General features: G+C 46.4%; 17 protein-coding genes. 11 read left to right on the top strand and 6 right to left on the bottom strand.

Annotation, left to right across the window (positions count from 1 at the left end; translation table 11 throughout):
- Position 1 precedes the first annotated feature (1 nt).
- The 3 genes from CSH93_RS13330 to rppH all read right to left on the bottom strand — a co-directional run bounded on the left by CSH93_RS13330 (position 2) and on the right by rppH (position 3752).
- Entirely contained in the window at positions 2–805 is an 804-nt protein-coding gene (locus CSH93_RS13330) for a sulfite exporter TauE/SafE family protein (RefSeq protein WP_100643748.1), read from the bottom strand.
- 46 nt (positions 806–851) lie between these two features.
- A complete protein-coding gene (ptsP, locus tag CSH93_RS13325) occupies positions 852–3146 on the bottom strand; it encodes a phosphoenolpyruvate--protein phosphotransferase (RefSeq protein ID WP_100643747.1) in 2295 nt (764 codons plus the stop codon).
- A gap of 69 nt (positions 3147–3215) precedes the next feature.
- Positions 3216–3752 carry an RNA pyrophosphohydrolase gene (gene rppH, locus CSH93_RS13320; RefSeq protein WP_100643746.1) on the bottom strand — a complete coding sequence of 179 codons (537 nt, stop codon included), beginning with the start codon at positions 3750–3752 and terminating at the stop codon, positions 3216–3218.
- A 109-nt stretch (positions 3753–3861) separates the two neighbouring features.
- On the opposite strand from rppH, the gene mutH reads away from it, so the two are divergent.
- On the top strand, positions 3862–4539 hold the full coding sequence (gene mutH, locus CSH93_RS13315; RefSeq protein WP_205663344.1) for a DNA mismatch repair endonuclease MutH: 678 nt from the start codon (positions 3862–3864) through the stop codon (positions 4537–4539).
- Positions 4540–4628: 89 nt separating this feature from the next.
- Positions 4629–4874: a YfhL family 4Fe-4S dicluster ferredoxin gene (locus tag CSH93_RS13310; RefSeq protein ID WP_100643745.1), complete on the top strand. Its 246-nt coding sequence runs from the start codon at positions 4629–4631 to the stop codon at positions 4872–4874.
- A 13-nt stretch (positions 4875–4887) separates the two neighbouring features.
- Here the strand turns inward: CSH93_RS13310 and CSH93_RS13305 are convergent, their stop codons facing one another.
- Both CSH93_RS13305 and CSH93_RS13300 read right to left on the bottom strand, forming a co-directional pair.
- The gene (locus CSH93_RS13305) at positions 4888–6084 is read right to left on the bottom strand and encodes a helix-turn-helix domain-containing protein (protein WP_100643744.1); all 1197 of its coding nucleotides are present in this window, start codon (positions 6082–6084) and stop codon (positions 4888–4890) included.
- A gap of 5 nt (positions 6085–6089) precedes the next feature.
- Positions 6090–7628, bottom strand: a complete 1539-nt coding sequence (locus CSH93_RS13300) for a CYTH domain-containing protein (RefSeq protein WP_100643743.1) — start codon at positions 7626–7628, stop codon at positions 6090–6092.
- A 100-nt stretch (positions 7629–7728) separates the two neighbouring features.
- Here CSH93_RS13300 and CSH93_RS13295 point away from each other — a divergent pair, with 100 nt between their 5' ends.
- Positions 7729–8328, top strand: coding sequence for a TIGR04211 family SH3 domain-containing protein (locus CSH93_RS13295; protein WP_164078372.1), 600 nt, complete (start codon positions 7729–7731; stop codon positions 8326–8328).
- Position 8329: 1 nt separating this feature from the next.
- Here CSH93_RS13295 and putA read toward each other — a convergent pair whose 3' ends face one another.
- On the bottom strand, positions 8330–12124 hold the full coding sequence (gene putA, locus CSH93_RS13290) for a bifunctional proline dehydrogenase/L-glutamate gamma-semialdehyde dehydrogenase PutA (protein ID WP_100643741.1): 3795 nt from the start codon (positions 12122–12124) through the stop codon (positions 8330–8332).
- Positions 12125–12394: 270 nt separating this feature from the next.
- On the opposite strand from putA, the gene CSH93_RS13285 reads away from it, so the two are divergent.
- The 8 genes from CSH93_RS13285 (at position 12395) to CSH93_RS13250 (ending at position 18736) form a co-directional block, all read left to right on the top strand.
- Positions 12395–14095, top strand: coding sequence for a TIGR03545 family protein (locus tag CSH93_RS13285; RefSeq protein WP_100643740.1), 1701 nt, complete (start codon positions 12395–12397; stop codon positions 14093–14095).
- A 70-nt stretch (positions 14096–14165) separates the two neighbouring features.
- On the top strand, positions 14166–14453 hold the full coding sequence (gene ftsB, locus CSH93_RS13280; RefSeq protein ID WP_100643739.1) for a cell division protein FtsB: 288 nt from the start codon (positions 14166–14168) through the stop codon (positions 14451–14453).
- A gap of 3 nt (positions 14454–14456) precedes the next feature.
- On the top strand, positions 14457–15173 hold the full coding sequence (gene ispD / locus CSH93_RS13275) for a 2-C-methyl-D-erythritol 4-phosphate cytidylyltransferase (protein WP_100643738.1): 717 nt from the start codon (positions 14457–14459) through the stop codon (positions 15171–15173).
- Positions 15174–15186: 13 nt separating this feature from the next.
- Complete coding sequence (ispF, locus tag CSH93_RS13270) at positions 15187–15663, top strand: 2-C-methyl-D-erythritol 2,4-cyclodiphosphate synthase (protein ID WP_100643737.1); 477 nt, start codon at positions 15187–15189, stop codon at positions 15661–15663.
- Positions 15664–16722, top strand: coding sequence for a tRNA pseudouridine(13) synthase TruD (gene truD / locus CSH93_RS13265; protein WP_100643736.1), 1059 nt, complete (start codon positions 15664–15666; stop codon positions 16720–16722).
- Positions 16722–17471 (top strand): 5'/3'-nucleotidase SurE, encoded by a 750-nt coding sequence (gene surE / locus CSH93_RS13260; RefSeq protein WP_100643735.1) that lies wholly within the window; start codon positions 16722–16724, stop codon positions 17469–17471. The genes truD and surE overlap by 1 nt, the downstream gene beginning before the upstream one ends.
- A 51-nt stretch (positions 17472–17522) precedes the next feature.
- On the top strand, positions 17523–18161 hold the full coding sequence (locus tag CSH93_RS13255; protein ID WP_100643734.1) for a protein-L-isoaspartate(D-aspartate) O-methyltransferase: 639 nt from the start codon (positions 17523–17525) through the stop codon (positions 18159–18161).
- Positions 18158–18736, top strand: a complete 579-nt coding sequence (locus CSH93_RS13250) for a YqaA family protein (RefSeq protein WP_100643733.1) — start codon at positions 18158–18160, stop codon at positions 18734–18736. Before CSH93_RS13255 ends, CSH93_RS13250 begins: the two co-directional genes overlap by 4 nt.
- The last annotated feature ends 1 nt before the right edge of the window (position 18737 follow it).

Below are 18737 nucleotides of genomic sequence, written 5' to 3'. Positions count from 1 at the left end.
CCTATAATCCCCACAGCATCCGAATGCTGACAATAACTAAGAAAACGGCAAATACTTTTTTAAGCCGTTGCGTATTCAATCTTTGCCCTAGGCGCGCCCCCAAAGGAGCGGTAAACACCGACGTCGCCGCTATACTTAACGTCGCAGGCCAATATACATAGCCTAAGTAACCATCGCTTAAATGACTATAATGCCACCCGGATACAGCAAAGCTAACACTGCCAAAAATGGCAATGATGATGCCGCTAAACGCTGCACTTCCTATCGCCTGACGAATATTAACACGATACCAAACTAAGGCTGGTACTAATAAAGCCCCTCCCCCAATACCCATAATGGCCGACAGGGTACCGGTTCCAAACCCTATTACGCCCAATTTTTGTGATGAAATCTCATTATTAGACGTTACCTGGCGCCCAAATAGCATATAACTGGCAATCGCCATCACCAAACCGGCGAAAATGCCTTTTAGCACGCTACCGGGAAGATGACTGGCTAACGTAGCGCCGACAATAGCCCCTACACCGATACCAACACCGCACCATAACAAAATGTCACGATTCAAATTGCCGAGTCGATAGTGAGCTCGCGCTGAAGAGATGCCAGTGAAAATTATCGTCGATAGCGATGTCGCGATGGCGATAACGATGGTTTCTGTTGGGGGAACCTGCATTACGTCTGCGAGTAAATAGGTCAATGCAGGTACAATAATCAACCCTCCACCAATACCGAGCAAACCCGCCATAACTCCAACTACTGCCCCAATAGCTAAACAGGCCAGTATGACTAACGTTAAGGTATCCAATGAACTACTTCCAATTTCCGATTAATGCCTTAGCCCAAACCGGCCTTTACAGACCTGCACGTGTTAATCCCCCAAGCTGTTTGCTTTCCAAGTAATCATTAACGATTTTAAACACTTGTTGCGGATGCTCGGCATTGAGGGCTTTGGGCAACAACGATTGGAGTTCTTCGACTTCAATATGCCGAATAACCCAATTAATTTTACGTATATTATGTGCATTCATGCTGAGCTTACGATAGCCCATCGCAATTAGCAGCAATGCGCCACCTGGCTCGCCAGCAAACTCACCGCACACTGTAACAGGTATATGTGCGGCTACACATTGCTCTGAAATAGTATTGAGTGCATTCAACACTGCTGGATGATAGCTGTTATATAGACTTGCGACACGCGCGTTATTACGATCAACCGCTAATAAATATTGCGTTAAGTCGTTGCTACCGACAGAGAAAAAATCAACTTTTTTGGCGATATGCCAAATTTGATAGATTACCGCTGGCACTTCAAGCATAACCCCGACTTTGGGGCGGTAAAGGGTCTGCTCACTATCTTTTAGCTCTTCAGATACTTCGTGAAAAGCCTGATTAATTAAGCGCAGAGCATCGTCAACCTCTGACACAGAGGTGATCATAGGCAGCAATATGTGCAGGTTTTTCATCCCAGCACTGGCGCGCAACATCGCCCTAACTTGAACTAAGAAAATTTCTGGATGGTCCAATGTCAATCGCACACCACGCCAGCCCAAAAATGGATTTTCTTCGGTGATTGGGAAATAAGGCAGAGGTTTATCGCCCCCGACATCTAATGTCCGTAGCGTAATTTCTTGATCCGGGGCACTTTCTAAGATTTGCTTATAAAGCCCCATTTGCTCTGATTCTGAAGGAAAGCGTTCGCGCAACATAAACGGGATTTCAGTACGGTAAAGCCCGATACCCTCGCCCTGCATATTGTGTAATTCAATTTCTGCCGATAACCCTGCATTTATCAGCAATGACACTTTGTGATTATCCAATGTTACTGAAGGACGATCCGCGTGAGCCTCAATACGTTCAGAAAGCTCAACTTCCTCTTGAATGAGCTGTTCAAATTCAGCCTTGATAGTACGCTGAGGGTTGACGATCACTTCACCAGAATAACCGTCCAGCAATATATCTTTACCATCCAGCAATTGCGGTGAGACTTTATCTAATCCCATTACTGCAGGCACACCCATCGCTCTCGCGAGTATTGCGGCATGACTATTATTCGAACCCCGAATGGAAATAATGCCAACCAAATATTCTCGAGGGAACTCCGCCAGCATAGGCGCAGAAACCTCTTCAGCCAGCAAAATTGAAGGTTGGCTTACGCAACGAGCAGGTTCCTTCTCACTGCGCTGAGTTGCTTCAACAATATTTCGCAATATGCGGTTTGATAGGTCAATGATATCTATCGCGCGCTCTTGCATATAGGGGTCTTCCATATTGGCAAACCGCGCAGCATAGGCATCTATGACCAACTTCAACGCGGAGCCGGCATCCCATTCTTGCTGTTTTATTTTCGCTTCGACTTCTCGTCCAAGACTGTTGGCGTCAAGGAGTTGGTGGTACAACTGAAATATAGAACGGACATCATCGGGAATGGCCCCTTCTAAACTATTCGACAATGAATCCACTTCTTTGCGCGTGATTTCAACCGCCTTTCGATACTGATCTATGGCTGCAGAAATGTCTTGTGTGTGCCTAACCTGCCAATGTGCGAGGTCAATTTTAACGTTGGGCTGAAACCCCACGCCCATCGCCAATCCTGGAGAGCCAGCCACCCCGTGCAAATTCTTTTGACTCGCCGCTTTATTTATCGATGCTTGGGCGCGCAGTGCACCACGAATTTCCGCATTGGTAATTTCCAACGCAATCTGCGCTGCTAAGGTGACAAGAAATGCTTCTTCATCTTCGCTAAAACGCCGCTTATCTTTTTGCTGTAACGTGATAACACCCAGCACTTTTCGTTGATGAATAATGGGCGCACCTAGAAATGCATTAAAATTTTCTTCTTTTACTTCATCGTAATGCTTAAAACGCGGGTGATGGTGGGCATCGTCAATATTTAACGGCTCTTCGCGTTGCCCGACTAGACCAATCAAACCTTCGGTAAAGCCTATTTTGACGACTCCAACTGCCTCTGGCGCGAGCCCTTCGGTTGCCACTAACGTTAACTGCTGGGTTTGATAGTCGGCTAGATACATTGAGCATGCATCAACAGACATTGTTTCTTTTACACGTGAGACGAGATGCCCAATTGCGTCATCCAGAATGGGAATTTGATTAACTTCTTGTACGATGCGCTTGAGCGTAGTAAGCATATTGCTCCGTAATCCAATCTTGACACAAACTCTCCCCCCACTTGTCGCAATGGAGGAAGAAGCAAATGCTTAGTTTGAGTGTTGACGCCGCTGCTTTTTTCGCCGTTGTTGACCAAACGCTGGTTTATTGTTGGTCGGCATGGCTATTTGAGAGAATTCTTTCATCACGCGTCGATATACGTCGCGTTTAAACGAAACAACGTTGCGCACCGGATACCAATAACTAACCCAACGCCAATCGTCAAACTCTGGATGGCCTGATTGCAGTACATCAACGTCTTTCTCATCGCAGCGTAACTGCAACAAAAACCATTTTTGCTTTTGCCCGATACAAACCGGATTTGAGCCTTGTCTTATAAGCCGTTTTGGCAACTTGTATCGCACCCAATTACGGGTAGAAGTTAGAATTTCGACGTCTTTAGACTTGAGTCCAACCTCTTCATACAACTCGCGGTACATCGCTTGTTCAGGTGTTTCACCATCATCGATACCGCCTTGCGGAAATTGCCAAGAATGCTGCCCGTATCGTCTCGCCCAAAACACTTGGCCTAAGCGATTACAAATAACAATACCAACATTCGCACGGAATCCGTCTGCGTCTATCACGTAGACTCCAATGTGCGTAATTCATTATCAATGATTTCATTCTTCCATAAACGAGGTGAATTGCATAGCATTAGCATTAAAATGTTTTCTCAATTAAATAAGGTTTGAAGTGCAGTTACCTCAACATCCCCCGCAATCCATTGAAGACCTCATGACAAGCGCCAACCAGCTCGCTGGACTCACCCTCGGAGACCTTGCCAAACAAGCCAATATTCAGGTTCCAGTTGATTTCAAACGACAAAAAGGTTGGAGTGGGCAGTTACTGGAGCTTTGGTTGGGCGCTTCAGCCGGATCACGCCCTGAACACGACTTCCCTCAATTAGGTGTAGAACTCAAATCACTGCCATTGTCCAAACTGGGGACTCCCGCGGAAACCACATACGTGTGTTACGCACCACTATTGGGTCAGGAATCGATATCGTGGGAAAAAAGCAATGTTTACAATAAATTACAGACTGTATTATGGATACCCATTGATGGAGAGCGCAATATTCCGCCAAGTGAACGTGTAATAGGTAGCCCCATATTATGGACCCCAAATGACGAACAGCTCGCAGCGCTTCGAGCCGACTGGGAAGAGATTATGGAACGTATCAGTTTGGGAGAGATAGAATCCATTACCGCCCGCCATGGTGAAGTTTTACAGCTTAGACCGAAAGCAGCCGATGGCAGCCAGTTAACCGATGCCATCGGTGCTAAAGGTACTTTAATCAAAACCCGCCCTCGCGGCTTTTACTTACGCAAGAATTTTACTCACCAGATATTAATTGACGCGTTTGGCGCATAAAGCCCATCAGCCTTGATATAAGTCAAAGCACTATTTCAACGTTACCATATAGTGACGGCAGAAATAATCATGAATAGTAGGGGGTCAAAATGGCCTTGCGTATTACCGAAGACTGCATTAATTGCGATTTATGTCCTGTTGAATGTCCAAATGAAGCCATTACGATGGGCAGTGAAATATATCAGATTGATACCGACCGTTGCACAGAGTGCGTGGGACATTACGATGAGCCCAATTGCATGGCGGTTTGTCCCGTAGACTGTATAGAGCCCGATCCTGAGTATAAAGAAAGTATTGACGAACTAGCCGAGAAATATACGCGTTTGCACAGTTAAATTCACATCGCCATTAACTGCTGGGCTTGCTCTCTGTTTGCGACTCACTGGGCGACTTTATCGCGTTAGCAGGGTCTGCAAAGATGTCGTCTTCTGGCGTGTCTAATGGGTCTTCAAACGTTTGTCCACTGCGCGCCCCCATTTTCTGGATATATTGAATAAACATATCCGACAAAAACTTCTCTGAATCAAATCCGAGTTTTCTGGCGACAGCAGACACTTTGGCATCCGTTTGCATCAGCACTTTTTTGGCGTATTCCAAACGGTAATGGTAAACAAACGCGCGAAAATTACGATTGAGCAATGTTCGAATCGCAATCGCCAGCTCGGTCGGGGGAACGCCAGCGGCATCCGCAAGTTGACGTATACGCAGCCCGATCACCTTGTAAGCTTTGCGGCTTATCATGGTTTTTTCAGCCTTTGCTAATGTTTCGCGCAATCGTTGCTCATCACCGCTTCGCGCCGCTAACGCAGACAAATCCAGCGGCAGTGGCGAATATCGTCGTCGCTCCAGCATGACCAAAAAAATCATTAAAAACACCAATGCGTAGGCGTAGTGCAACAAGGTTTGCCAGGCGTTGAATTGAAAAAAACCAAACGCAACTAAGGCAGTTAATACCGTAGCCGCAAACCCAACCCCAACAAGTGATGCGACTAACCCCGCAATAGCAGGAACGCGGTAGTAGCTAATATCCACCACTTGTTCAGACAATGTCTCTTGGTAGTTGCGCATGGCATCAGCCAGCTTGATGCCCATTGCCACGATAAACAGTCCACTCAATCCATATGCAATATAAACAGGGGCGTTGGCTAACGGACTCCCGATTGGTTGCTGATTTAATAGTGCTAGCTTTTGCTCGAAGGGATATATCAAAACAGGAATTTGGCACAAGACGATGATGCCTACTGCGATAAAAGTAAGCGGCTTCCATGCAATTGGCTTCTCATCAATCAGCGGGAAGACCATCTTCACCAACCCCGCCATTAGCAGAACCGGTACAAAATACGAGATGCCGACGAAGCTCGCGAAATAGTCACTAGCACCGGCCATACGCAGCAAATCTTCAAAAAGCAACAACGGCCAACATAAGCTCAACGCATACAAAAGCTTGCCATGCGGCAACGTATCAAAACGCATCCAAGCGATAACCATCAAGCCCATCCAAAGTGCAAATAGGAATGGGGTAAATGAGCCTACCAGTTCTATCATTCAGCCTACCAATACGCTTCCTGTTCAATCGCCACTGCACGCGTACGCTCAATAACGAGAAGTAAGTTATGAAGTTTATCGGCTGTCCAAGATTTTAGTGCAGGAATGTCCTCAAATTCAGCATCACCAAGTAGCTTTTTTAATGTTATTAAGGCTTTCATTTCTTCAACACCAATCAAAATATCTTGCCAAGGTGCTCTAAATTCACCTCGTTGGTCACTGAACAAATCCGCCAGTAAAAAACCATTCGACAACGCCTGACGAAGAATAGCCTCAGTTGCAATGTAGTGTGTCTGTGACAACGGCTCTTGTTGAGACAAGCTTTGCATAACATTTTGCCAGCCTTGGGATAACCACCCTCTGGCATGCTCCAACAAAGGTTTATCATAGCCTGTTGCTTCTTGGCGCCATGGTTTGTGATATACGATCTCGCTCGTTAATATCTTAATTTCGTTGGCTTCACTATTAAAAAACAGCTGCTCGGGAGAACGCCCTTGCAATAAACCCACTTTGCGGCCTTGAAGATAACTCATCAAGGCTTCATGTTCGGTTAAAAAGTGTGTGAACGGCCCTTTCTTTGAGCGTAAAAAACGCAAGTTGTGCAATTCCGTTAGCCACGTCCACTTTTGTGCAAAACTAATTAACCTTTTATGCAAGGTTAATAGCGGCCCGCACTGTAAGACGGGCAAATACAACGAAACACTCTGCATTAACAGGTACAAACCTTCATTAACGTTTTCCAAATACTTAAGCGCTTGCGTATTCATATACAGCTGCTCATGGTATTGCCAATGATCAAGGGCACAGGCAACGGCTTTACAGAAAGCTTCTTCAGTGGAGATATGATGTTCCAGTGGCAAAAAGTCCGGCAGTAGACGACGCCCTTGACGGGCCTCCCCTAACAATGTGTAGCCTACCGCAGCTTTAGTAGTATCGCTTAGGCGCAAAGATAGATGCTGATTTAAAATCCGAGCAACTTGAAAAACACGCTTTACATCGCCTTGCTTGAGTTCAATTTCAACTTCATTGATTGGGTGTTCATTATTTTCCGTGGTGACTAACCCGCAATCAAACACAACTTCAACACAATCGTCGCCAATCGATAGGCGATACTCGTCGCGCGTAAAGTCAGTCGCAAAACGCTTTACTAACTGAGTTTGCAAGTCTGCAGAACTCGCCTCTTCTGGCCACGTAATGTTTGAAAACAGTGAGAGTTGCGGCTGGGCGTCAGATAACTCGACATTGTATTCACCCCGCTGATGCAGGCCGCCAATAGTCGAACCTTGTGTTTTTAAGGTTTGCTCATAAACCCCATTGCAGCCTCTAATGCGAAAGCCAAAGCGGTGTTTAGAGAAATAATTATCTTCAGTATCGTAATACTGATTGGTTAATATTTTGCGCTGATAATCAACCTTTACCGCAATGTCCTCGCCCAACAAATGCGACAAATTGGGCAAGACTTTTTGCAACTTATCGTGGCCGTCACCGTTGACCACAAATTTCATCTCTACTTCGTTATTCACTTTAAAATCATGATTAAGCATGGAATCGCATAACCTTACTCTCGCCCCTTTCACTTGGCAATCGATTCCCCATGGAATACCATTTGATTATTACAATAAAAGCCAAAAGGCACATAGGAACATGCGGAGCTTATTTTTTTCGGTATTAATGCTTACTTTCACTGCTTTTATTACTACCGCTCAAGTTGCGGCACAATCAAGTGAAAGCAACGCAAACGTTATGGATGACCTGACGGTATACTTACACACAGGACCTGGACGCGATTATCGCATTACCGGTCAACTTGTTGCTGGTTCATCCATTACAATCTTGGATCGAGAGGGTGATCCTGCGTTTGTTCAAGTTACTGATGCGCAAGGTCGCACTGGCTGGATTGAAGCTCGCTATGTCAGCACTCAAGGTTCTATCCGACAAGAGTTACCACGCTTACGCGAAGCACTCGCTGAGGCAACCGACTCACTCACGTCTGTGCAGCAGCAGCAACAACGACTACAGAGAGAAAACAGCTCTTTAACACAGCAAAATCAGAGGCTGGCACAGCAATTAGAAGAGTCACTACAGCAGCAAGCGAATATTCAAGCGCAATTAGATAATGCTGACAATTCAGCGATGATTGAATGGTTTACCCGCGGCGGCATTATCGCCGCCGCCTGTATTGTATTAGGTATTCTGATTACATACATACCCAAAAAACGTCGTCGCAATGACCAGTGGATGTGATCTAATCATCATCCACTAATGTCATCAATGACGTGTTACCGCCTGACGCAGTGGTATCGATACTGACCGTTTTCTCAGTCATCAGACGAATAATCAAGTTATCCATATATTCTGATGTGATTACCGGCAAAATCGGGCCCTCACGTTTCGCAAGTTGAGAGCAGAAGAACTCATTGTGGTTGTTTTGACTATCAACCACTACTGCGTTCAATTCAGGGTGCGCCAGTAATTGTGTTAAGTGCTGAGTACGCGCTATTTGCAAAATACTTTCAGGTGCCCCTGCATCAACCAGATATCCTTTGATAGCTTCAATCTCAGCATAAAACGCATCTGATACCACAGCGACTAGCGTATTGCCGGTAGCCAGAGCCGTGACCAACGATAGAACCCAGTACTCAAAGGTTACACTAGTATCACCGTAACCTAAGATAACGCCACGAGGCTCCAAACGCAGTTCATTGAACTCTCCCGTTGGTCCTGGGAGTTGCGTATGCTTCTTCAGCATCTTTTCAATTAAGGTTAACTGGCGACGCGCACTGGCTAATGTCGTATCAAGATCTTCGACATAACGGTTACTCACGTCTTCTTTGGCTAATTGAGCTAACATCTGACGTAATAAAGACAAGCGGTCGTTTAACGATGTGAAACGCCATACATCTTCTGCCTTTTTCGCTGATTGCATCAGCTCTACAACGGAGGAGTAATGGTCATTCTCATTGCCAAAGTCGATTTTTCCACTATCTGATGCATACCAAATTTCCGCAGGCGTCTTGCGCTCTAACAGTAGACGAGGCAAATAGTTTGGGCCACCCGCTTTAGGGCCAGTACCTGACAAACCTCTTCCACCAAATGGCTGAACCCCTACGATAGCGCCAATCATATTGCGGTTGATGTATACATTACCGACTTTAGCTTGGTCGGCGATATAATTGGCTCTTTCTTCGATACGTGAGTGAACGCCTAAAGTCAGGCCATATCCAAGACCGTTGATCTGCTCCAACACCTGATCAAGATCTTTCGCCTTATAGCGAACCACATGCACGCACGGCCCAAACACTTCTTTTTCAAGCACATCCAAAGACGGAATTTCAAACAACGTTGGAGGGAAGAAATATCCTTGGCCTGCGAGGGTTTCATTTAATGGGCACTGGTAGATCAACTTCGCTTGAGACGACATTTTCTCCATGTGCGCTTGTAAGCTGTTTAAAGCCTTCTCATCGATTACGGGTCCCACATCTGTTTTTAGCCAGGCAGGGTTACCCATTTCAAGTTCTTGCATCGCGCCAGAGAGCATTTCAATCACTTTGTCTGCAATATCTTCCTGCACCAGCAATACTCGCAATGCAGAACAGCGCTGACCAGCGCTCTGGAAACCGGAATGCACGACGTCATCAACCACCTGTTCAGGCAGCGCAGTGGAATCCACAATCATACAGTTTTGCCCACCGGTTTCAGCGATCAACGGCACCTGTGCACCTGAACGTGTCGCCAAAGTACGCGATATTAATGTCGCCGTTTGTGTCGACCCCGTAAACATGACGGCGCTAACACGATCATCTGGCAACAGCGTATCACCGACCGGTTGACCCGTCGCCACTATCAATTGCAGCGCGTCCTCTGGTAAACCAACGCTATACATAATTTCTACCGCTCTGCGCGCAATGATAGCGGTTTGCTCGGCCGGTTTTGCAACAACGGTATTTCCTGCCGCCAATGCTGCCACTACTTGACCGAGGAATATAGCGAGAGGGAAATTCCAAGGGCTAATGGCTAGCACAACGCCGCGCGGCAACAAGCGCTCGTCTTTGCTAACCTGTTGAATTTCAACTGCATAATATCGACAGAAATCTACCGCTTCGCGGATCTCGTCAACACTATCTTGAGTAACCTTACCCGCTTCCAAAATACACAGCGCAATGAGTTCATCACGATGACGCTCTAATGCATCAGCTATCAGGTTAAGTATTTCGGCTCTAGCTTCGACAGGTTGCTCACTCCATTGCGTGAAACCACCGTGAACCTTGGTGAGTTTTTCAAGCATTTGCTCCGGCGTATCATAATGATGATAACCCACAATATGCTCACGATTGGCCGGATTGCGCACAGCCACGGCACCATCAGGTAGGGGCTCTTCGTAATGGTAGTCTTTCGCAGCACGTTCAACACCCAGTTTAAGCGGAACCATCTGATTCAATTCGGCGATATCAATACCGCGTGAGTTAATGCGGCTTGGAGCGTATAGGTCTGCAGGCATAGTGATCAGATTGTTCACTCGCTCTTCAAGGCGTTGCGTGCGCTCAACAGGATCTTCAAGCAGTGCCTCCACCGGCTTTTGATCGTCAATGATGGCATTTACAAACGATGAGTTTGCCCCATTTTCTAATAGTCGACGCACCAAATAGGCTAACAAATCTTCATGATCACCGACGGGTGCGTAAATACGACATTGAATGCCTTCATCACGCACTACGCTGTCGTATAGTGTGTCACCCATGCCATGCAGACACTGAAATTCAAACCCACTGTGATCACCACCCGCCAACTCGATTATGACCGAGGCAGTGTAGGCGTTGTGAGTCGCAAATTGAGGATAGATGGTGTCTCTATAAGCCAGCAATCGGTTCGCACACGCATGGTAAGACACATCCGTCGATGATTTACGCGTAAACACAGGGTAGTGTTCAACCCCTGCTTGTTGGCTAACCTTAATCTCGCTGTCCCAATACGCACCTTTAACCAAACGCACCATCATTGAGCGATTATGCGTTAACGTCTGTTCACGCAGCCATTCAATCACATGGATAGCGCGCTTCTGATAGGCCTGAACCGCAAGACCAAACCCAGTCCACTCCTCCAAACGAGGATCAGAGAACACTTTTTCAATGATATCGAGTGATAGATCTAAACGTTCTGACTCTTCTGCATCGACCGTTAGACCTATATCGTATTCCTTTGCTAATAAACACAGTGACAATAGTTTATCCGGCAACTCGGCCATAACACGCTCATAATGCGTAAGTTCATAGCGGGGATGGATAGCTGATAACTTAACTGAAATTCCCGGACTTTTACGCGGGCCCCGACCGGCTGCCGCCTTTCCGATGGCATGGATAGCCATTTCATAAGCTTCGTAATAACGCTGCGCATCTTTACTGTTGCGCGCCCCCTCACCGAGCATGTCATACGAATAGGCATAACCTTTCTTTTCTTTCTCTGCGGCACGCTTGATTGCATCATCGATGGTTTCGCCCATCACGAACTGACGCCCCATAACCTTCATTGCGATATTCATTGCACGGCGGATCACCGGCTCACCCATACGCCCCATGGTTTTCTTAAGCAAATTAAACTGATCGCTCTTCGATTTGTCGGCGTAATTCACCATGTTGCCAGTCAGCAGCAGCCCCCAAGAAGACGCGTTTACAAACAAAGAGTCGCTATTTCCTAAGTGCGGCGCCCACTGTCCACGCGATAATTTGTCTCGAATGAGAGAATCTTGGCTGGATTTATCAGGAATACGCAACAAAGCCTCTGCAAGACACATTAATACGACGCCTTCGGCACTGGACAATGAGTACTCATTCAACAACGCGTCAACGCCACCATGCCCTTGCTGCTCTTTACGGATTTGCAGTACTAGCTTTCTGGCCCTGTCCCACGCTCGACTGCGCGCACGCATACTGATCTCCGCCTCAGGAAGAATAAAGTCAATGGCTTTATCCTCATCTATTCTGTGGTATTCACGGATCACTTGGCGCAACGGCGTAGTGGTACAAAGTTCATCAGAAAACAGCATAGTCGCCTCATCATGTGTTCAATTTTGGCGCCACGATACCGCCGAATGCTAAAGAAAAAAAGAGCCATTTTAAAAACTTGCTCTGCAAAAGTGTCAATTAAGGATTACCCTTATTGAAAGGCGGTTTTATAAACCCTAAAAATCTATCTAAAATTTGATTGGCAAGCACACATGAAGTGTGCACATCGGGCTATTGCTGTGGTTTAAAAACAAACGCAAAATCATAGTTTTACGCACACTCATCTGCCGTCATTTAGCTAAAGGGATAATATGAAGATTATTAAGTACACTCTGGTTGGTCTTTTCATCGTTGTCATTGCCGCGTATTTCTTGTTGACCGATTGGCTAATTAAAACTGTCGCAGAGCAAGAGCTTGGTAAGGCATACGGCGCCGAAGTAAACATTGGTTCGGTCAGTCACAGTTTGTTTCCAGCAACCATTACGCTCAATGCAATAGAGCTCACCGACGCTCGCACGCCAACAACCAATAAAGTTGCGATAGCTCAAGCATTTGCAGATGTTGAAGTTGGTCCTCTGCTAAAGAAAAAGTTAATCGCCAATGAGTTGACCATAGACGGCATCACTTTCGGCCAACCTCGTAAGGCGGTAGGTGAAGTATACCGTCAACCGGATCCTGCCCCCCTCTTTGGTTTCCCAACAGCAGACGACATTCCAAGTGTCGATGAGTTACTGGCGAATTCACCTTTGCAAACTACCCATGCGATTGAAGATGCACAAAAAGTTTACTCCCATTATTCAACAACGCTTCAGTCTGACTTTGCAGCACTGCCAAACAAAGAGCGTGTGGATTTCTACAAAGCAGAGGTGAAGAAGCTACAGTCTGTGGACCTAAAGGATCCGCAATCACTATTGACTGCAAAAGAAAAGTTTGACGAACTTAAGGCCAAAATTAAAGCAGATAAGGCCCTTTTTGACGAATTTAGCCAACACGCAAAGCAAGCAAAAGTTGACCTAAGTGCCGCCAAAGATGCACTTAGCAAGGCTAGCCAAGCAGACTATCAACTAGTGCAAGGCTTGATCGCGGGCGACCAAGCCGCATTGTCACAGGTGACGCAACGACTATTTGGCGAAAAAGCAGAGCAATACACCCAGTATATTACGCTTGCTCTCCAAACCATCGCGCCTATGTTGAATGATACGGCAACAGAAGAGGCGCCCAAAGTGCCGGCGCCAGGCGACCTGCCTAATGTTTGGATAAAACAGGCGCGCGCATCGGTGCTCATTGATGATGAGCCGATCGTCAGTGAATGGGCGAATATTACCGATCAACACGGCTTGATTGATTCTCCCACTACATTTTCAATCGATGCAGCCAAGAGTGCATTATGGCAAGCGTTTACTACATCTGGAGAGTTCAGATTAACGCCTGATGGAATTGACGCTGTGCAAAATTGGGCGATAAAAGGTGTTAACTTACACGATCTTTCACTATCTGACAGCGAACGACTCAGCGCCAACCTGTTAAAAGCATTGGTCGCAACAACCGGCTCACTGAGTATCAATAACAATCAACTGGAGGGGACGGGTAACATTAATTTGGCAGACCTAGCTTTGGCCATTACCGGTACCGATGAATTTACATTGGCCTTGGCTGACGCGCTTGAAGACATTACTGCCCTCACTATGAAGCTTGGATTGTCGGGCGATATTACCGCACCTCATTTCAGCCTAAAGTCGGATTTAGACAGGCAGCTTGTTAGCGCGATAGCGACAAGTTTAGGTGCCGACCAACATGGCCAATTGGCAGAGTTAAAAAACAAACTTCAAGCCAAAATATCGCCACAGCTAAATGAAACAACCCAGTTATTAGGGCAAGCCGTTAATTGGCAAGATTTGGTGAGTGGTCATTCAGAGAGTTTAGACGGTTTGTTAAAGTCACAACTTAACAATGCCGTTGACGCCAATAAAAACAAGCTGTTAGAGAAATTAAAAGGCAAGCTTGGTGGCTAGCCTTGCTAGCCCTTTGCTTGCAGAATAAATCGCGGCATAATGGGCACATTCGTTTACCTGAGGCCGCTACATGTCACGCGATAAAATCATACCAATGATATTGATCGTATTATTGGCTGCATTGCAATATCGACTGTGGTTTGGCAAGCACAGCATTCCTGATCTCTGGGATATGCAAAGCAAGATAGACGAACAAGTTCAACAGAATGCAAACTTGACCCAACGAAATGAACTTCTGAAGGCTGATATAAATGACCTTAAAATTGGTCTTGAAGCGATAGAAGAAAGGGCTCGTAACGAGTTGGGTTTAATCAAACAAGGTGAAACCTTCTACCGCATACTTCCGGCAGAGCAGTAAATTATGGCCGAGCAGTTTCCTGTTATCATTCCCGCAGCGGGGGTTGGCAAGCGCATGCAAGCGGACCGCCCCAAGCAGTATTTATTAATTAACGGCAAGCCCATTCTCGAACACACGTTAATGCGCCTGCTAACTCACCCTCAGGTTAGCGATATATATTTAGTGGTCAGCGATGATGACGGCTATATCGATACTATTCCTTCTCTGTCAAACGCTCGTATAACACGGGTAAGTGGTGGAAAAGAGCGAGTAGACAGTGTGCTTAACGGGTTAAAGGCACTTAGACGCAATAACAACAACACTTCCTGGGTATTGGTGCACGATGCAGCTAGACCTTGTGTTACCCATGCCGATATCAGTCGATTGATCAGCACGGTTATTGTTACCGACAATGGAGCTATATTAGCCTGCCCTGTGCGCGACACAATGAAGCAATCATCTAAAGCTTCACCGAACATGATTGAATCCACTCAGCCACGGGAACATCTGTGGCATGCGTTAACACCACAAATGTTTCTGCAAAATGAATTGCTCGATGCCATAGAAAAAGCCTTAGGTGAAAATTTACCGGTTACCGACGAAGCATCAGCAATGGAGTTGAGTGGTTACCCTGTTACGCTTGTTGAGGGCTGTACGAGCAATATTAAAGTTACCAATCCACCCGATCTAGCTCTGGCGGAGTTTTATCTATCTCAACAAATGCCAACTGAACAGCGATAAAGAAGAGAGTTTAATGCGAATAGGACACGGTTTTGATGTACATAAATTTGGTGATGAAGGGCCTATTATCATAGGTGGCGTAAGTATCCCCTATCACCAAGGGCTGCTTGCTCATTCAGACGGAGACGTGTTGTTACACGCGCTGTGTGATGCGCTGTTAGGCGCCGCTGCGTTAGGGGACATTGGCAAACACTTTCCCGATACTTCAGACGATTTTAAAAATGCGGATTCTCGTGAACTTCTTCGACACGTTGTCGCGTTGTTAGACAGCCATGGCTACGCGCTAGTGAATGCTGATATGACGATAGTTGCGCAAGCGCCCAAAATGGCACCTCATATTCAAACTATGTGCAACCATATTGCTGAAGATTGTCAGGTTCCTGTCAGTGATATTAACGTGAAAGCAACGACAACCGAAAAGCTCGGTTATACCGGTCGCAAAGAAGGTATTGCCTGTCACGCTGTCGTACTGATAGAGAAGCGCGTGTAAATGACATTAGCATTGAGTACCGATTGGCAATATTTACATGGCAAGCCAAAAGCACATGCGCGATTTAAATCGCTTAGCCAAGACTTTATTGTTAAAGAGCAACTTGGATATGAACTGACCGGTAGTGGTGAACATGTTTTTTTGTGGATACAAAAAGAAGCTCTGAACACCGCATTTGTGGCAGAACAGATTGCTAAGTTTTGCGGAGTTCCATTGCGAGCAGTCAGCTATGCCGGGCGCAAGGATAAATTCGCGATCACACAGCAATGGATTGGCGTACACCTTCCTGGCAATAAAGACCCAGACTGGAATAAATTTGTGCTAGAAGGTGCTCAGATTTTGTCTAGCACACGTCACAATAAGAAGCTCAGAACTGGCCAACTAAAAGGCAATACGTTCGAAATTTGCTTACGCGACGTGACCGATATGGAAGAGGTTCTCACGCGCGCAAATCTGATAAAACAAAAAGGCGTCCCCAATTACTTCGCGGAACAGCGCTTCGGCGTTGTTCGAGGCGCAGATGGCAAGCTTCACTTAGGTGGCAATTTGGATATGGCTCAACGTATGATTAACGGGGAGACGATCCGCAACCGCAACAAGCGCTCTATGGCAATTTCAGCGTTACGCAGTTGGTTTTTCAATCATGTGACCAGTGAACGTATTAAATCATCCTGCTACCACACCATTTTGAATGGCGACGCTATGCAGCTGTGTGGCAGCAACAGTTTTTTTATCACTGAAGTAGTTGATGAAGTACTGTCACAGCGATTAGCCAGTGGGGATATCGCCATTACCGCGCCGATGGCAGGAAAAGGACAATGGCTAACAAAATCTGAATCGTTAGCATTTGAGCAATCATGCGCGCAGCACGTTGAGTCGGTCATCAATACCTTAGCTAAGCTAGACCTCAAACAGGAAAGGCGGGCGATAAGTCTTACGCCTGAAGAGTTTGAGTGGAATGTCAGCGGCGACGACCTCAATATAACACTCACATTACCTTCAGGCAGTTATGCAACAGCTGTGATACGGGAATTAGTCAACACCGAGGAGAATTCATAATGCGGATACTATTGAGTAACGATGATGGTGTATTTGCAGAAGGTTTACAGGTGCTCTTCGACGCTCTCTGTCAGGAGCATGAGGTTACAGTAATTGCGCCCGACCGCAATTGCAGTGGTGCGAGTAACGCACTGTCGCTGCATTCTCCACTGCGTATTACCGAAATGAAAAATGGATTTTATGCCGTGAATGGTACGCCCTCTGACTGCGTACATTTAGGCGTGAATTGTTTCTTAGAAAATGATCCAGAACTGGTCGTCTCTGGCATCAATCACGGTGCAAACTTAGGTGACGATGTCGTTTATTCTGGCACCGTTGCTGCCGCTACGGAAGGACGCTATATGGGACTTCCCGCAATAGCGGTATCACTCACCAGTAAAAGTGGTGAGCATTTTGAAACGGCAGCACGTGTGGTGGTTGATGTAATTAAACAGTTGGAACAGCACCCATTACCGGCCAACCAAATATTGAATATTAACGTTCCCAATTTACCCTATGAACAATTAAAAGGAACTCAGGTCACGCGACAAGGAAGACGCCACCGCGCTGAAACAATGGTAAAAGATAATGATCCTTTTGGTCGCACGATTTATTGGTATGGTACTGTGGGTAAAGAGCAAGATGCTGGCCCAGGTACGGATTTTCATGCCACCACAAACGGCTATTGTTCAATAACACCCTTAAGTGTCGATATGACCGCCTATCAAAGCCTCGATAGCATGAAAGAATGGTTGAACAAATCGCGCTGAAACCAGACAATAGCAGAATAATAACGATAACAACTTCACAGTACGACACACATGAGATCGAATTCACGCAAAGGTGAGGCATTAGCCCAATTACTGGTCCAAGAGGGGATCACTAATAACCAGGTATTAAATGCCATTGCAGGTACACCCAGAGAGCTTTTCCTACCTGATGCTTTAAAACATAAGGCGTACCAAAACACCGCGCTGCCCATTGGTCAGGGGCAAACGATTTCACAACCGTATATTGTCGCTCGCATGACCGAACTTTTATTAGCTGCACCTAATAGCGCATCGAGTGTGTTAGAAATTGGCACAGGTTCGGGCTATCAAACCGCCATACTGGCTCAACTATTCTCGAAAGTTTACTCGGTAGAACGCATCAAATCTCTGCAGTTCCAAGCAAAACGACGCATGAACCACCTAAACTTGCATAATATTTCAATGAAACACGGTGACGGTTGGCAAGGTTGGGCCAGTAAAGGTCCATTTGATGCCATTATTGTCACTGCAGCGGCCAGTTCACTGCCAGAAGCACTCACTAGCCAGTTGAATGAAGGTGGCCGGTTAATTATTCCTGTCGGGAATGATGCGCAAACCTTGCTTTGTATCGATCGCAAGGACGGCGAGTTGATCACCCAAGAAGTTGAATCCGTTCGCTTCGTTCCGTTAGTCGCAGGCTCTATCGCGTGAAACTATTTCAACCGCTGTATGACATGACTTTGCGCTGGGCTAAACACCCCAAAGCAGAACGTTTGCTAGCGTTACTCAGTTTCACCGAAAGTATGATATTCCCCATTCCACCTGACGTAATGCTTGCGCCCATGTCACTCAGCCAACCATCGCGTGCCTGGCACTTTGCCTGGATCACGACGATCGCGTCAATTCTCGGCGGAGTTGCGGGTTTTTGGCTCGGATGGTTCGCGTTTGACTCCCTAATTGCGCCGTTGATAGAACAGTTGGGCTATCAAGATAAGATGGACACTGCGATTACATGGTTTAGTGAGTACGGTATTTGGGTTGTGTTCATTGCAGGCTTCTCACCCATTCCATATAAAATATTCACTGTAAGTGCGGGCTTTCTGCACATGGCGTTCCTGCCTTTTCTGCTTGCCTCCGCGGTGGGTCGAGGGCTGCGTTTCTTTCTCGTCGCCGGACTGATGAAGTGGGGTGGACCAGCCATGGAGCAAAAGCTACGCGATTGGGTAGAAGTGCTAGGGTGGGCTGTTGTTGTTCTTGCAGTTGTCGCTTATTGGGTGTTTCGATAGA

It is taken from the genome of Neoalteromonas facilis (assembly GCF_002807665.1).
Lineage (GTDB): Bacteria > Pseudomonadota > Gammaproteobacteria > Enterobacterales > Alteromonadaceae > Alteromonas_E > Alteromonas_E facilis.
This window is presented reverse-complemented; position numbering and strand designations above follow the sequence as displayed.

Coding starts and splice junctions, on each gene's coding strand:
- ispD (WP_100643738.1), top strand. CDS start 14,457: ATGGCCGAGCAGTTTCCTGTTATCATTCCCGCAGCGGGGGTTGGCAAG.
- CSH93_RS13300 (WP_100643743.1), bottom strand. CDS start 7,628: ATGCTTAATCATGATTTTAAAGTGAATAACGAAGTAGAGATGAAATTT.
- CSH93_RS13295 (WP_164078372.1), top strand. CDS start 7,729: ATGCGGAGCTTATTTTTTTCGGTATTAATGCTTACTTTCACTGCTTTT.
- ispF (WP_100643737.1), top strand. CDS start 15,187: ATGCGAATAGGACACGGTTTTGATGTACATAAATTTGGTGATGAAGGG.
- CSH93_RS13310 (WP_100643745.1), top strand. CDS start 4,629: ATGGCCTTGCGTATTACCGAAGACTGCATTAATTGCGATTTATGTCCT.
- truD (WP_100643736.1), top strand. CDS start 15,664: ATGACATTAGCATTGAGTACCGATTGGCAATATTTACATGGCAAGCCA.
- ftsB (WP_100643739.1), top strand. CDS start 14,166: ATGTCACGCGATAAAATCATACCAATGATATTGATCGTATTATTGGCT.
- CSH93_RS13255 (WP_100643734.1), top strand. CDS start 17,523: ATGAGATCGAATTCACGCAAAGGTGAGGCATTAGCCCAATTACTGGTC.
- CSH93_RS13285 (WP_100643740.1), top strand. CDS start 12,395: ATGAAGATTATTAAGTACACTCTGGTTGGTCTTTTCATCGTTGTCATT.
- surE (WP_100643735.1), top strand. CDS start 16,722: ATGCGGATACTATTGAGTAACGATGATGGTGTATTTGCAGAAGGTTTA.
- putA (WP_100643741.1), bottom strand. CDS start 12,124: ATGCTGTTTTCTGATGAACTTTGTACCACTACGCCGTTGCGCCAAGTG.
- ptsP (WP_100643747.1), bottom strand. CDS start 3,146: ATGCTTACTACGCTCAAGCGCATCGTACAAGAAGTTAATCAAATTCCC.
- CSH93_RS13305 (WP_100643744.1), bottom strand. CDS start 6,084: ATGATAGAACTGGTAGGCTCATTTACCCCATTCCTATTTGCACTTTGG.